The organism is Aeromonas sp. QDB25 (assembly GCF_027707725.1).
GTDB classification, from domain to species: Bacteria; Pseudomonadota; Gammaproteobacteria; order Enterobacterales; family Aeromonadaceae; genus Aeromonas; species Aeromonas caviae.
The window spans coordinates 1-13262 of record NZ_JAPCIZ010000089.1 but is presented as its reverse complement, the minus strand read 5'-3'; the positions used below and the strand labels follow the sequence as shown (position 1 = coordinate 13262).

The window sequence follows — 13262 nt, the reverse complement described above, 5'->3', positions numbered from 1 at the left end:
TTCGAAAGTCAAGCGGTTGTTTTCGCTTTTCTTTCGGCGCCCACTTCGCAAGAAAGCTGGCTCATCAGGTTGGCGTAGTCCGCCGTGCTGGTAGGGGCGCATTATAGGGAGACCGGTTACGATGACAAGGGATTTTTTGAAGAAAGTCACGGAAACTTCAAATTATCCAGTTAGAAACAACTTACCCAGTGTATATATACAATGTTATCCACAAGCTGATGATTTCAGCCCTCTTTTATTGGCATTTATCAGGATCTTCCTGGCTGAAGGAATGCCATACTGAAGCGGATAATTTGCCTCAAGTGGTCCATGGTAGCGTCTGGTCGTAAAGCTGGTTACCATGAAGGTGAATAGAGTGTTGCACCTTTTTTGCTTTCATTTACAAAAGGTCTTTAAAGATGAATTTATCCAAGTTTCCCGTTTATGTGCAGGCAGCAGTTCTTGCTCTGGTATTGGCGCTGCTCGGCTATCTGGTTGCCCAGGCCCTGCAGTTCTCTCTGAAAGTCGAAGTCATTTTTGCCGCCGGTCTGGCCATTGGCGGTTTCGTGGTACCGCTCTTCCTTAACCGTGCGCCTGCCACCGCCCTCGAACAGGCGACCAGCCAGGAGACCTGTACCTTATATGTAGGCAACCTGCCCTATCGCGCCAACGAGATTGCGGTGCGCGAACTCTTTGCCGAGCAAGGTCAGGTACTGTCAGTTCGTCTGATGAAGGACAAGGCCACCGGCAAACGCAGGGGCTTCGGGTTTGTGGAGATGCCTGTCGCCGATGCGGCCAAGGCCATCGCCGCGCTCAATGACAAGGAGTATCAGCAGCGCACCCTGAAAGTGCGTGAAGCAAATGACAAGCGGGACCGGGATGAGAAGGACGTCAACGACGTCGACGCCTGATATTCAGTACACCACCTCTTCGAGTGACGACAGCCCCCAAGCTTGCAAGGGGGCTGTCAGTTTCTGGGCCCCTGCATCCAGTCGCGTGCAGTAGGCACGTCCCGTCCCCTCGCCAGGCGCCTGGACCGGCAGTGTCGCCAGCAGATGCGCCACCCGCCTTGCCACGGCAAGACCCGAATCGACCAGTTGGCATTCCGGCATCAGCTGTTTGATCTCTTCGTTGAGCAAGGGGAAGTGGGTACATCCCAGCACCAGGGTATCCGGCCTCTCCTCCCCTTCCATCCAGTCTGCGAGCACCTCTCTGAGCAGGGCCATATTGACCGGCAACCCCGCCAGCTTGCGCTCGGCTTCGATAACCAGTTCGGTGGCCCCCTTCAGCAGCACATGCTTGCCCGGGGCGAACTGGGCGATGAGTTCATGGGTATAGTCACGGCTGACGGTGCCGGGCGTTGCCAGCAGACCGATGTAGCCGTTACGGGTCAGGGCGGCGGCAGGCTTGATCGCGGGGACCACGCCGACCACGGGAATGCTGAGTGCGGTACGCAGGGATGGCAGGGCAATGGTGCTGGCGGTATTGCAGGCGATCACCACCAGATCGATGGCGTGCTCGGCCACCATGTGGCTGACCAGTCCGGTACAAGCCTCGATGAGGGCCGCCTCACTCAGCTCGCCATAGGGAAAGTGGGCATTGTCGAAACTGTAGAAATAGTTGTGCTCCGGCAGAGCGCGACGGATCTCCCCATAGACAGTCAGACCGCCCATACCGGAGTCGAACACGAGAATATTGGCCACCTGAGCTCCCCCTTGAATGCGAGGCCGCGATCATACTCCCGCCCGGCGCCAATAGAAAAGGCCCTACCAATGGCAGGGCCCCTGATTTTTCAGATCCAGACAAGGGGATCAGAGTGCGTAGTCCACCGTCACATAGTAGGCACGCTCGTCAGCCGGGTAACCCACCGAGGTCTGGTACTCCTTGTCCAGCAGGTTGCTGATCTTGCCGGAGACCTTCCAGGACGGTGCAACCTGGTAGCCCACCGCCAGGTTCCACACGCTGTAGCCGCCCAGCTGGGTGGTATTGGCCGCGTCACCATAACGCTCACCCTGGTAGATCCAGCTCAGGGAGCCATCGAACTGCTGCCACTGCGCCTGGCTCACCCACTTGGCCCCCTTGCGGGAGATCAACTGCAACTGCTTGTCGGTGACCTTGTCCTTGGGATCCTTGTATTCGGCGGAAACGCGATGGCTCAGCCAACCGGTCTCGAACTCCCCTTCCAGCTCAACCCCTTCAATCCGCGCCTTGCCGACGTTTTGCGGCGTCCACATGCCCTGGCTGTCCGGTGCCCACTGGATCATCTGCTCGAAGTCGTTGCGATAACCGGTCAAGCGCCACTCCACACCAGCGGTCTGTCCGTCCAGCATCAACTCGTGGCTTTTCGACTCTTCCGGCTTCAGATCCGGATTGCCGGACCCCGGGTAGTAGAGATCGTTGAAGGAGGGGGCACGGAAACCGGTGCCGTAACGGGCACTGAGGCGATAATCCTCAACGAAGCGCCAGCCAGCGCCGGTTTGCCAGGTGTTGTGACGTCCGAACTGCTCGTTGTCATCGCTGCGACCGCTCAGCTCGGCCTGCCAGACCTGGTTGTCAAACTGGGCCAGGGCATAGAGCCCGGTGTTGTCACGCTCATCGGCCTCACTCGGGAAGGCGACGCCAGAGGAGCGGGAACTATCGTCCAGCATGTCGCGCTGCCAGTCGGCGCCGCCCCCCAGGGTCCAGCTCTCGTCCAACTTGACGCTGTTGACCCAGTTCAGGGTGTATTGACGGGTATAGAGTCGATCAGCGGACTGATCGCGGCCGCTGGTATCCGGGTAGTCGTAGGCATCCTGTTTGGAGAAGGCGCCGCGCAGCTCGCTCAGGTAGCGCTCGTCATGATAGCGGGAGCCGAGCTGGTAGCTCTGGTTCTCGGTCCAGGTCTCGTTGCGTTGATGAAACGCCGGGCCCCAGGCGGAAGCGGCAGAGGATCTGTCGTACTGGGCAATGTTGCGGAACCAGCGGGTCGTACCGAACAGATCCCAGTTGCTGGCCAGCGCCTGCTGATAATCCACCATGGCGTTGTAGCCCCGGTGGCCATGCTTGTCGCCATCGTTCACCCCGGCGATGGGGTGCACGTTGTAGCCGGTCTCGTCATCGAAACCACCAGCGACCTTGATCTGACCCGCATCACCCACCTGGCTGGCGCTGCTGAAGGCAGCCTGACGCTGTTTGTGGGAGCCGACACCGACATTGAATTTGTGCTTGTTGGTCGCGGGATCGGGACGGGTGATGATGTTGATCACCCCGCCGATGGCATCCGAACCATAGATAGTGGCACGCGCGCCGCGGATATATTCGATGCGCTCCACCTGGTTGAGGGGCAGGTTGTTGAGCTCCGTCATCCCGGCGGTCAGGGAGGCGCTACGCACCCCGTCCACCAGCACCAGGGTCTGGGAAGAGGTGCCGCCACGCACCCGCAGCGAGCTCAGCTGGCCACGGCCGCCATTGCTCACCACTTCCACGCCGGGCAGGGTCTTGACCACGTCGGTCACGGTCTGGGCTTGCAGGCGATCGATCTCGTCACGGGTCACCACGTTGACGGGAGCCAGCACACTGGAGGCAGGCTGGGCGACACGGGTAGCGGTCACCACCATGGTGGGATTGACGGGGATGGTCAGTTGTTGGGCAAAGGCCGCCGTTGGCAACAGGGCAGCCGCCAATAATGTCTTGGACATGAGAGATCCTTAAGTTCGCGTAAGCATCTACTTCGTGGCCGGTTTCTCTCGGCCCGAAATACGAACTTTGGCAGGTCTTCGGGCTTGGGGGCTGATGGCCTACGGCGACGGCTTCCCACCTGACGGCAGTGCCCTGATGTCGCTTCGTTCCCCCTTACCGCTGCGCGCCAGCTCCGGATTCTCACCGGATTCCCTTTTAAGCATGATGCGCCAAAGCGGGGGGATTATAGGCAGAGCTGCCTTGGATGTATAGCCATCTGGATTTCTAATGTCGTTTTTACCCAAAGTCGGTGCCAAGTGGCGCAGATCCTCGCCCCCTCTCGTACCTTGAGGCTCGTTGACCGTCATTCGAGCGGGTCAAACACAAGAAATGTTGAGCCAGATCCCACGGCTTTTTGGTAACATGCAGCAAACGTTTGACATCCGAGGAAGCCGTAATGACGACCCCCCCTATGATCGGCCTGGTAATGGGCTCCGACTCTGACTGGCCCGTGATGCAGGCCGCCGCCCGCATCCTCAAGGAGCACGGCGTGCCCTATGAAGCGCGCGTCGTATCCGCCCATCGCACCCCGGATCTCCTGTTTGAATATGCCGCCAGTGCGCGCGATCGTGGTCTGCGCGCCATCATCGCCGGCGCCGGCGGCGCAGCCCACCTGCCGGGCATGCTGGCCGCCAAGACCACGATCCCGGTGCTGGGCGTGCCCATCCCCACCCGCCAGCTCAAGGGGATGGATTCCCTGCTCTCCATCGTGCAGATGCCCAAGGGCGTGCCGGTCGCCACCTTCGCCATCGGCGAGGCGGGTGCCGCCAATGCCGGTCTGTTCGCCGTGTCCCTGCTCTCTGTCGCCCAGGATGGCGACGCTCCCCGTTATCACCAGCAGCTCGACGGCTTCCGCGCCAAGGAGCGCGACCGGGTGCTGGCGCTCACCCTGGAGGAGCCGGCATGATACTGCCCCCCGCCACTTTGGGTATGCTCGGTGGCGGCCAGCTCGGCCGCTACTTCGTGATGTCTGCCCACCGTCTCGGCTACAAGGTGATCGTGCTGGACCCGGACCCCATCAGCATCGCCGGTGCAGCCGCCGACGAGCAGATCGTTGCCGCCTATGACGATGCCGATGCCCTGCGCGATCTGGCCAGCCGCTGCGATGCCATCACCTGCGAGTTCGAAAACGTGCCCGCCGCCTCCCTGGCCCTACTGGAGCAGTACCAGCCGGTGCGCCCGGCCGCGAGTGCAGTACGTGTCTGTCAGGATCGCCGGGAAGAGAAAGCCTTCCTGACCCGCGCTGGCGTACCGGTTGCCCCGAACCTGACCCTGCTGCCGGGCGAGCCGCTGCCCGCCCTGCCCAGCGACCTCTTCCCCGCCATCCTCAAGACCGCCCGCGAGGGCTACGATGGCAAGGGGCAGTGGACTATCCACAATGCGGGCGAATTGCCAGCGGCCCTGGCCGCCAGCGGTGTCCCTTGCGTGCTGGAGAAGCGCCTGCCGCTGGAGGGGGAGTTTGCCCTCACCCTGGCCCGCAGTCCGAGCGGTGCCATCAGTGCCCTGCCCCTGGTGCAGAACTGGCACAGCGGCGGCATCCTGGATCAGACCCGCTCCCCGGCCAATGTGCCCGCCCTGGAGCGCGAGGCCCAGCGCATCGCCGAGCACATCATCGCCGCCCTCGACTATGTGGGTGTGCTGACGGTGGAGTTCTTCCTGGTCGGCGGTGAGCTGCTGGTCAACGAGATGGCCCCCCGGCCCCACAATTCGGGTCACCCCAGCATCGACAACGCCGGTTGCAGCCAGTTCGAGTTGCAGGTGCGCGCCCTGTGCGATCTGCCGTTGCCGGCACAGGCTGAGGTTCAGCCCGCCATCCTGCTCAACCTGCTCGGGGATCTGTGGCAAGACGGCACGCCGGACTGGGCTAGCGCCCTGGCCCTGCCCGGGGTCCACCTTCACCTCTATGGCAAGGGCGAAGCCCGCCCCGGCCGCAAGATGGGCCACGTCACCGTCACTGGCCGTCACTGGCCCGCCGTCGAGGCCACCGCGCACCAGCTGCGCGCCCTGCTGGGTCTGCCTCCGCGCTGAGTCCACCCCTTGACATGCAAAGACCCGGGCCAAGGCCCGGGTCTTTTTTTATGATTTGAGAAGCGAGAGGGATCAGGCCCTGTCGACAGCCGCAACGGGAGCAGGCAGGCGGATGGTGAGGGAGAGCACCAAGGCCACCACCAGCAACACCAGAATGAGGTTGAAGGTCGCCATAAAGCCGCCGAAAAGGGAGGCCACGATGGAGCCGATGATGCTGCCCAGACCAAAGCCCAGATAGATGACGCCGTAGTTCTTGGTCAGGTTGTTGAGGCCGAAGAAGTCGCTCACCAGCGAGGGGTAGACGGTGATGGTACCGCCGAAGCTGAACGCCACACAGGCCACCGCCACAAAGAAGAGGTTGGCATTGAGCGGCACGAACAGCAGCAGCGCCATGCCCGCCAGGGTAATCAACTGGGCGATGGTGATGACCCGGATACGGGACATCTTGTCGGAGAGGATGCCCAGCACCAGCCGGCCGCCCAGGTTGGCCATGGCGATGATGGCGACGGCGTTGGCGGCGACCACGGCCGGCAGGCCCACCATCTTCTCGCCGATGTCCTTGGCTACGCCGATGACGTAGAGACCGCTCATGCAGGCGGTGAGGAACATCAGCGCCAGCATCCAGTATTGGGGCTTGCGCATCGCCTCGGCCAGGGTGAAGTCGCGATTCTCGCTCTGCTGCACGGCGGCGGCCTGCTGGGGCGCATCCTTCATCAGCATGCCACCCACCAGCACCATGGACATGGCGATCAGCCCCCACAGCTGGAAGGTGGTCTCAAGGCCGTTGCTGGAGAGCAGCAGCAGGTTGATGTACTTGAAGCCCAGGCTGCCGAGGCCATAGGCACCGATGGAGCAGGCGGAGATGAGCCCCTTGCGCTCCGGGAACCACTTCACGCAGTTGGAGAGGGTCATCAGGTAGCCAGTACCGTCGGCAAAACCGACCAGGATGCCGGCGCAGAGGTAGAGCATCGCCAGGTTGCTGGCATGAGCGGTGAGGAAGAAGCCGATGCCGAGCAGCACGCCGGCGCCCAGGGTGACGTTGCGCACCCCGAACCGCTCCTGCAGCTTGCCCGCCAGGGAGGAGGCCACCGCCAGGGAGAGGCTGAGCAGGCCGAAAGCGAAGGCGACCTGGCTGACCGGCTCGTCCAGCTTGTCGGAGAGCTGGGCGTTGAACAGGCTCCAGGTGTACACGGATCCCAGCGCGAACTGGGTGATGATGGTCCCCAACAGGGTGAGGTAACGGGTGCGATTCAGATCGATGGTCATGATGCGTCTCGAGGAATGGCCTTAAGGAAACTGTGGCCACTATAGGCAAGACGCCGCTCCCGCCGACCGATTACGGCATGAAATGCAGATCGGCGGGAATGAATGACAATCAGAGCCGCATCAGCTGACGAAATGCCTTGATGTTGCTGCGACTGACCGGCACCTCGAACGGCAGGTCATGGAGCCGGATGAGATAGGTGCTGTTGAACCAGGGCACTATCTCGCGGATCTTGTTGATGTTGACGCAGTAGGAGCGGTGGCAACGAAAGAACCCCTCGGCAGGCAACCGACTGACGAACTCGCTGAGGGTCATGGTCATCACGTAGCGATCGGTACGGGTGTAGACATGGGTCAGCTTCTCGTCGGCTTCCGCGTAGTAGATCTGCTCGCAGGGGGTGACGATGATGCGCTCCCCCTTCACCAGATTGACGGTGCGGTTCTGTGGCAACCCGGACTCCGCACCCTGGGGCTGGGACTTGCCCGCCAGTTCGAGCTTCTGCAGCAGATTGATGAGGCGCGGCTCGTTGTAGGGCTTGAGGATGTAGTCGAATACCTCCAGCTCGAACGCCTCCACCGCAAACTCCTTGTAGGCGGTGACGAAGACGATGTGGGGCGGGTGGCTGGACTTGTGCAGGTTCTTGGCCAGCAGCAGGCCGTCGATGGCGGGGATCTGGATATCCAGAAACACCACGTCCACCTCGTGATCCTGCAGATACTTGAACGCCTCCAGCCCGTCTTCGAAGCTCGCCACTATCTCGATGTTGCTGTGCTGCCCCACGAGAAAGGCCAGCTCCTCGCGGGCCAGATACTCATCTTCCACAATGATCGCTTTCAGCATGATATTGCCCCCATAAGGAGCACAGGAGAGGCCAGCTCCTCCCGTGTCAAACATTCGTCTTCCACTATGATGGCTTTCAGCATGGCATTGCCTCCTGATCAGGCAGATAGAAACAGACTTCGGTCCCCGGCTCCAGCCGCTTGAGGTGCAGGCCGTCGCCATAGAGCAGCTTGACCCGCTGATGCACGTTCATCAGACCGATGCTGCGGCTCTCCACCCGACCGGCGGCGACCCCGTCGATCACCGCCTGGCTGATGCCGTAGCCGGTGTCGCGCACCGCGACCCGGATGCCGCCCGCCAGCTGCTTCACCTCAATGGTGACCCGACCCGGCGCACTGCGGGGCTGGATGCCGTGCAGGATGGCGTTTTCCACCAACGGCTGCAACAGCAGGCTCGGCACCTGGATATGCACGTCGTCCACCTCGAACACCACCTCCAGCTTGTCGCCGAAGCGGGCCTGCTCGATGGCCACGTAGTCGCGCACCTGCTGCAGCTCCTCCTGGATGTCGATGAGGGTGTCCCCCTTGTTGAGGTTGTAGCGCAGGTAGTCCGCGAGGTTCGCGATCAGCTGGCGTGCCTGCTGGGGACGGATGCGGATCAGCGACGAGATGGCATTGAGGGCGTTGAACAGGAAGTGGGGGTTGATCTTGCTCTGCAGCGCGGTGAACTCCGCCTTGCGGGTCATCTCCTTGAGCTGCTCGATGCGCGACACCTCCATCTGGGTGGAGATGAGCTGGGAGAGACCCACCGCCATCTCCCGCAGCGAACTGGTGATGCTGTTGGTGCGGCGGTAGTAGATCTTGAGGGTGCCGCTGACGGCGCCGTTTTCCCGCAGCGGAATAATGATGACCGAGTGAAAATCGGAGAGGTGATACTGGCGCAGATCGTTGTTGATGATGATCTGGTCCAGCAGCACCGCTCTGTGGGTCATGTCGCTGATGGCGTGGTGCTCGTCCAGCTCGTAGTAATCCTTGCCCACCCCCACATAGGCCAGCACGTCGCGGGTATCGGTGATGGCCACCGCATCGGCGCTGATCTCGCTGCGAATGATGCCGCACACCTGGCTCAGGGAGTGGCGATCGATGTTCTGGAAAAACGGCAACGTCTTGTTGGCGATGTCGAGCGCCAGCTTGGCCTGCTTGGCGGCAATCAGCTCCTTCTCGTCGTCCAGGTCCTGCACCAGCTTGATGATGAGCCCGATACAGAGCGCACCGGCGATCATCGGGTAGGCAATATGACTGACTATCTCCACACCTACCGCATGGGGCTCGGTCAGTTGCCAGATAAGCAGCATGGTCAGCCCCTCGCAGGCCATCCCCGCCAGGATGCCATAGAGCCAGAGCCGCGACTTGCGACAGCGCAGGTGCAGCCAGGTGGCGAGCAGGCCGGCGATGATGCTGGCGATGAGACAGGGAATGGAGGTGTGGCCATCCATGTCGATGAGATAGCGGTGCAGCCCCGAGATGACCCCGGCCGGAATGCCGACCCAGGGGCCGAACAGGATGCCGCCCGAGATGATGGCGATGATCCGCACGTTGATGAGGGCCCCCTCCACCGGAATGCCGGTGTAGGTGCTGAACACCGCGAACAGACAGAAGATGGCCGCCACCAGCACCAGCTCGGCCGGGGTGTGGTCACGCTTCTGGAACAGTCGCTGGAACGGCCGGGTGCGGGTGAGAAGAAAGAGCGTCATCAGCATCAGCGCCGCCCGCTCAAACACCGCCAACAACATCATCTGATTTTCGAGCATGGCTCTCCTCCGTCAATGGCATGGCGCCAGGGGGCGGATCATACCCCTTATCTGCCGCCGACTCATGGGCGAATCCGGGGAGAGCGGTTCAGCTTTCGGGGAAAGCGCCGATAAGTGGAGGCCCTCGCCAAGGAGGGCCCAGTCCGACAAAGGAGATAACTATGTTTCAAAAAAGCATGGTGCTGGCAGTGATGATCGGTTGCAGCAGTGCCGCCGTTCACGCCAATACGCAGGTGAGCCAGCTGAACTGGCAGGCCACCGCCAGCAAAGAGACCAACATGGAAGTAGCGCTTACCCACCCAGGCCTCCAGGCCATCAATTCGGATCCGGCACAGGCTCCCGTCCAGATCCTGGCAGCAGACCTGAGCCACCCGGATTTCAACACCACCTATCGTTTGCAAGCCCGCGCACTCTACGGCTCCCTGCCACAGCAGGATGATCTCCGGATCACGCTGGCGCTCAACGGACAACCCCTCGAAGCAAACCGCGCCCTCCCCTTGGCACAGGCGACCCGCTATTACCTCAGCTATCAAGCCCCGTCAGCCAGACCGGACCAGGTGGGCGACGCCGCCTATGAGTTGATGGTGTACTGGCTGGGCTGACCACAGGAGCCGAAGGCATGTTCCCATGCCTTCATTCCTCCCCTTCCATCACCTGCAGTTGGGTCGCCGCCAGCCGAACGACCTCGTACTCTTGCTGCAAACGGGCCAACGCCTCGGGCAGCCTCGCCTGATCGAGCTCCCAGGATTCTATTTCGCTGCAGGTCGCCACCAGTTTCAGAGTGCCCATGATCCTGGCGCCCCCTTTCAGGCGATGTATACGGTCGATGAACTGGCCGACATGCCCCTCCTCCGCGGCCCGTTGCAATCTCGCGATATCGTCGTCACTGGCCCGCACAAACTCGGCCAGCAGAGGCACCATCAGGGTCGACTGATGTGCGGTCAGCGGCCCCAGATACCGCCGGATCTCCTCCATGCAGACGACCATGTCACTCTGCTCTTCCCGCTGCATGTGCCGACGCAGGCAGTGATCGAGCGCCTCCAGTCCGACGGGCTTGAACAGACAGTCATCCATCCCTGCCGCCTGCCCTTCATTGATCTGCTCCTGCCGCGCATCGGCCGTCAGCCCGAGGATCACGGTGCGTCGCCAGCCGTGCAGCCGCTCCAGCTCCCGGCACTGACGAGCCAGCTCGAATCCGTTCATACCGGGCATGTTGAAGTCGGTCATGACAACATCAAACCTGGCTTCGATCAGCCGCCGCAGCGCCTCTTCTCCCGACTCGACGGCCGTGGCGTCATGACCCAGATAGGCCAGCTGCTGGCTGACCAGCAACCGGTTGGCTGGATGATCATCCACGACCATGATCTCCAGTCGCCGCCCCGGCTCAACCACCGGCTCCTGTGCAGGCGCAGCGGGCATCGCCACGGCATCGGCCACCGGCAGCTTCATCTCGACACTGACCCTGGTTCCCTGCCCGGGCGTACTTTCCAGTTTCAAGGAGCCGCCCATCGTCTCGCACAGGGAGCGGGAGATCATCAGACCCAGGCCTGTACCCGACTGCTGGATTTTCTCGGGTTGGCTGGCCTGGCTGAAGGGCTCGAACAGCCTGGCCTGCTCGGCCTGATCGATGCCGATACCGGTATCCAGAATGGTGAGCTGCACGGTACACCAGCCATCGCTGACCCGGGAAGCCAGCGTCACCGTGACCGATCCGCAATCGGTGTACTTGATGGCGTTGCTGATCAGGTTGGAGACGACCTGCTTGTAACAAAGACCATCGATCTGCACCCAGGACGGATCGCCCGTGACGAGCTCCAGCCGCAGGTTTTTCTGCCTCGCCAGCGCAGTGAATACGGTGATGACCGACGCTGTCAGGGTCACGATGTCATGGGGCTCGGGGGCCAGTTCAAACCGGCCAGACTCGATCTTGGAAATATCCAGGATGTCGCCGATGAAGCTCAGCAGATCGCTGGCAGAGCCATGGACAATGGCGAGGGAGGCCTGATCCTCCTCATGCAGCCGACCCCGCTTGAGCGCCAGTTCCAGCAAGCCGATGATGGCATTCATGGGGGTACGGATCTCGTGGCTCATGGTCGCGAGGAAGGTGCTCTTGGCACGGTTTGCCTCCTGGGCCTCCTGGCTGGCCACCGCCAGCTCATCGAGCAGGCGTACCCGTTTGCTGACGTCGATCCAGCCCCCCACCCCCCCCCTGCACATTGCCGTCCAGATCGTAGTAAGGCTGAACCCAGTGATAGACGTCGACCCCGCCCGTCGGCAGGACCAGACGGTGATCCCCCTCCTGGGCGCGGCGGCTGTCACAGGAAAGCATCAGATCCCCGTGCAGGGGAGCAAGAAAAGGCCAGCGCGTGCGTGCGTCGTCCAGGCCCGTGCCGAGCAGACCGACCTTGGGCTCGCCAAGGAAGCTGGCATAGCTGCTGTTGCACAGCACCAGGATCCCGTTCAGATCCCGCGCATAGATGGGGTGAGGTGTCCCGTCCACCAGATCGGCGATGAACTTGAGCTGGGTGCTCAGCGCCCCCTCCACCAACCGCCGCTCGCGGATCTGCTTGCGCAGGGACAGGCCCCACAGGCCAACCCAGAGGGTCAACAGCAGGATCAAGGCGATAAAGACCCCGAACTCCTGAATCAACTCCTGCCAGGAGACACCTCCTGTTTGACATTGACCCGCCAGCGGTTGGAGAGCCCTTCCAGCTCATCCGGCGGAATGATGGCAATCACCTTGTCCAGAATGTCCCGCAGTACGGGATGCGCGGGGGTGACCGCAAACGCGGCACCGATGGAGATGGAATCGAACAGCTCTCCCGTGATGAGCAGGCTATCGGGGAATTTGCTGTTGACGTAGTACTTGGCCACCCGCAGCGGCAGTATGGTCACATCGCACACTTCCGTCGCCACACAACGCATGGCGTCTTCAATCGTATCGAACTGCCGCGACGTCAGCTTGCCGTATTCCGCCTCGATGGCCTGGGTCGAGATAAAGCCTCTGACCATGGCCACGGTGCCAGTCTTGGGCAGCGCTGCAGGGGGGACCTCCCGGTGGCGCAGCCCCACCACATAGGAGAGGGGATCGAGGACAAAGGCCCGGCTGAACAGATAGCGGTTCCTGCGCTCGGCAGAGGGGCTCAACACCCCCGCATCCACCTGGCCACTATCCAGCAACTGGGTCATCTGCTCCGGTGTCTTCACTGGCACCACCTCGAGCTCCACCCCCAGCTTGGCTCGCATGACCTGCAGCAGATCGGCGACTACGCCGTGCATGGTACCGGTGACGTCATAGAAACTGAGGGGCGGGATGCCGCTGTTCACCGCAATCCGGATCTTCTCCCGTTTGCTCAGCCATTCCCATTGCTCGCGGCTCAGGTCGATTCTGCTGGCACCGATGGAGAGGCCCCCCCATTCCAGCGCTTGGCCACTTCCGCCCGCTTGCCCTCGAGGATCTCCCCCAGCGCGATATCCATGATCCTCTTGAGTCGCCGCTCCTTGGGATTGAGGGCAAAGGCAAAACCGGCGGTATCGATATAGAGCGGCTTCAATAATTGAATGCTGCTCTGATAGGGAAGGTGCGAATAAGCGGGGAAATTCTTCTCGGCTGACTCAGTCATTTCATTTCTTCATGTTTGAGCCGATTTTTTCTCCCGTAAATGCCTTGAATCAGCCTATTTA

General features: G+C 61.7%; 13 protein-coding genes and 1 riboswitch. Of the genes, 4 read left to right on the top strand and 9 right to left on the bottom strand.

From position 1 onward, the window contains the following. Positions 1 to 398: 398 nt before the first annotated feature. Entirely contained in the window at positions 399 to 890 is a 492-nt protein-coding gene (locus tag PG883_RS20300; RefSeq protein ID WP_029313407.1) for an RNA recognition motif domain-containing protein, read from the top strand. A 3-nt stretch (positions 891 to 893) separates the two neighbouring features. On the opposite strand, the gene murI is transcribed toward PG883_RS20300, so the two are convergent. Both murI and PG883_RS20290 read right to left on the bottom strand, forming a co-directional pair. Then, the gene (gene murI / locus PG883_RS20295) at positions 894 to 1682 is read right to left on the bottom strand and encodes a glutamate racemase (protein ID WP_010672351.1); all 789 of its coding nucleotides are present in this window, start codon (positions 1680 to 1682) and stop codon (positions 894 to 896) included. A gap of 108 nt (positions 1683 to 1790) precedes the next feature. Beyond that, positions 1791 to 3656 carry a TonB-dependent receptor domain-containing protein gene (locus tag PG883_RS20290; RefSeq protein ID WP_270807880.1) on the bottom strand — a complete coding sequence of 622 codons (1866 nt, stop codon included), beginning with the start codon at positions 3654 to 3656 and terminating at the stop codon, positions 1791 to 1793. A 52-nt stretch (positions 3657 to 3708) separates the two neighbouring features. Beyond that, a riboswitch (cobalamin riboswitch) is annotated at positions 3709 to 3886 on the bottom strand. Positions 3887 to 4093: 207 nt separating this feature from the next. Between PG883_RS20290 and purE the strand changes: the two genes are divergently transcribed. Beyond that, positions 4094 to 4603: a 5-(carboxyamino)imidazole ribonucleotide mutase gene (gene purE, locus PG883_RS20285; protein ID WP_029313402.1), complete on the top strand. Its 510-nt coding sequence runs from the start codon at positions 4094 to 4096 to the stop codon at positions 4601 to 4603. Beyond that, a complete protein-coding gene (locus PG883_RS20280; RefSeq protein WP_270807878.1) occupies positions 4600 to 5724 on the top strand; it encodes a 5-(carboxyamino)imidazole ribonucleotide synthase in 1125 nt (374 codons plus the stop codon). The genes purE and PG883_RS20280 overlap by 4 nt, the downstream gene beginning before the upstream one ends. A 72-nt stretch (positions 5725 to 5796) precedes the next feature. On the opposite strand, the gene PG883_RS20275 is transcribed toward PG883_RS20280, so the two are convergent. The 3 genes from PG883_RS20275 to PG883_RS20265 all read right to left on the bottom strand — a co-directional run bounded on the left by PG883_RS20275 (position 5797) and on the right by PG883_RS20265 (position 9578). Continuing rightward, positions 5797 to 6990, bottom strand: coding sequence for an L-lactate MFS transporter (locus PG883_RS20275; protein WP_270807876.1), 1194 nt, complete (start codon positions 6988 to 6990; stop codon positions 5797 to 5799). 109 nt (positions 6991 to 7099) lie between these two features. Next, the gene (locus PG883_RS20270) at positions 7100 to 7828 is read right to left on the bottom strand and encodes a LytR/AlgR family response regulator transcription factor (protein ID WP_270807873.1); all 729 of its coding nucleotides are present in this window, start codon (positions 7826 to 7828) and stop codon (positions 7100 to 7102) included. Positions 7829 to 7904: 76 nt separating this feature from the next. After that, positions 7905 to 9578 carry a sensor histidine kinase gene (locus tag PG883_RS20265; RefSeq protein WP_270807871.1) on the bottom strand — a complete coding sequence of 558 codons (1674 nt, stop codon included), beginning with the start codon at positions 9576 to 9578 and terminating at the stop codon, positions 7905 to 7907. A gap of 161 nt (positions 9579 to 9739) precedes the next feature. On the opposite strand from PG883_RS20265, the gene PG883_RS20260 reads away from it, so the two are divergent. Then, on the top strand, positions 9740 to 10180 hold the full coding sequence (locus PG883_RS20260; protein WP_270807869.1) for a hypothetical protein: 441 nt from the start codon (positions 9740 to 9742) through the stop codon (positions 10178 to 10180). A gap of 31 nt (positions 10181 to 10211) precedes the next feature. Here the strand turns inward: PG883_RS20260 and PG883_RS20255 are convergent, their stop codons facing one another. Genes PG883_RS20255 through PG883_RS20240 form a run of 4 tightly spaced genes read right to left on the bottom strand, consistent with a single transcriptional unit; the run spans position 10212 to position 13201 of the window. Beyond that, entirely contained in the window at positions 10212 to 11780 is a 1569-nt protein-coding gene (locus tag PG883_RS20255; RefSeq protein WP_270807867.1) for an ATP-binding protein, read from the bottom strand. After that, the gene (locus PG883_RS20250) at positions 11734 to 12228 is read right to left on the bottom strand and encodes a hypothetical protein (protein WP_270807864.1); all 495 of its coding nucleotides are present in this window, start codon (positions 12226 to 12228) and stop codon (positions 11734 to 11736) included. Before PG883_RS20250 ends, PG883_RS20255 begins: the two co-directional genes overlap by 47 nt. Continuing rightward, positions 12225 to 12905, bottom strand: a complete 681-nt coding sequence (locus PG883_RS20245) for a transporter substrate-binding domain-containing protein (protein WP_270807863.1) — start codon at positions 12903 to 12905, stop codon at positions 12225 to 12227. The genes PG883_RS20250 and PG883_RS20245 overlap by 4 nt, the downstream gene beginning before the upstream one ends. A 50-nt stretch (positions 12906 to 12955) precedes the next feature. Next, positions 12956 to 13201 (bottom strand): hypothetical protein, encoded by a 246-nt coding sequence (locus PG883_RS20240; RefSeq protein ID WP_139739353.1) that lies wholly within the window; start codon positions 13199 to 13201, stop codon positions 12956 to 12958. Positions 13202 to 13262 lie beyond the last annotated feature (61 nt).

Coding starts and splice junctions, on each gene's coding strand:
- PG883_RS20300 (WP_029313407.1), top strand. CDS start 399: ATGAATTTATCCAAGTTTCCCGTTTATGTGCAGGCAGCAGTTCTTGCT.
- PG883_RS20290 (WP_270807880.1), bottom strand. CDS start 3,656: ATGTCCAAGACATTATTGGCGGCTGCCCTGTTGCCAACGGCGGCCTTT.
- purE (WP_029313402.1), top strand. CDS start 4,094: ATGACGACCCCCCCTATGATCGGCCTGGTAATGGGCTCCGACTCTGAC.
- PG883_RS20280 (WP_270807878.1), top strand. CDS start 4,600: ATGATACTGCCCCCCGCCACTTTGGGTATGCTCGGTGGCGGCCAGCTC.
- PG883_RS20275 (WP_270807876.1), bottom strand. CDS start 6,990: ATGACCATCGATCTGAATCGCACCCGTTACCTCACCCTGTTGGGGACC.
- PG883_RS20270 (WP_270807873.1), bottom strand. CDS start 7,828: ATGCTGAAAGCGATCATTGTGGAAGATGAGTATCTGGCCCGCGAGGAG.
- PG883_RS20265 (WP_270807871.1), bottom strand. CDS start 9,578: ATGCTCGAAAATCAGATGATGTTGTTGGCGGTGTTTGAGCGGGCGGCG.
- PG883_RS20260 (WP_270807869.1), top strand. CDS start 9,740: ATGTTTCAAAAAAGCATGGTGCTGGCAGTGATGATCGGTTGCAGCAGT.
- PG883_RS20240 (WP_139739353.1), bottom strand. CDS start 13,201: ATGACTGAGTCAGCCGAGAAGAATTTCCCCGCTTATTCGCACCTTCCC.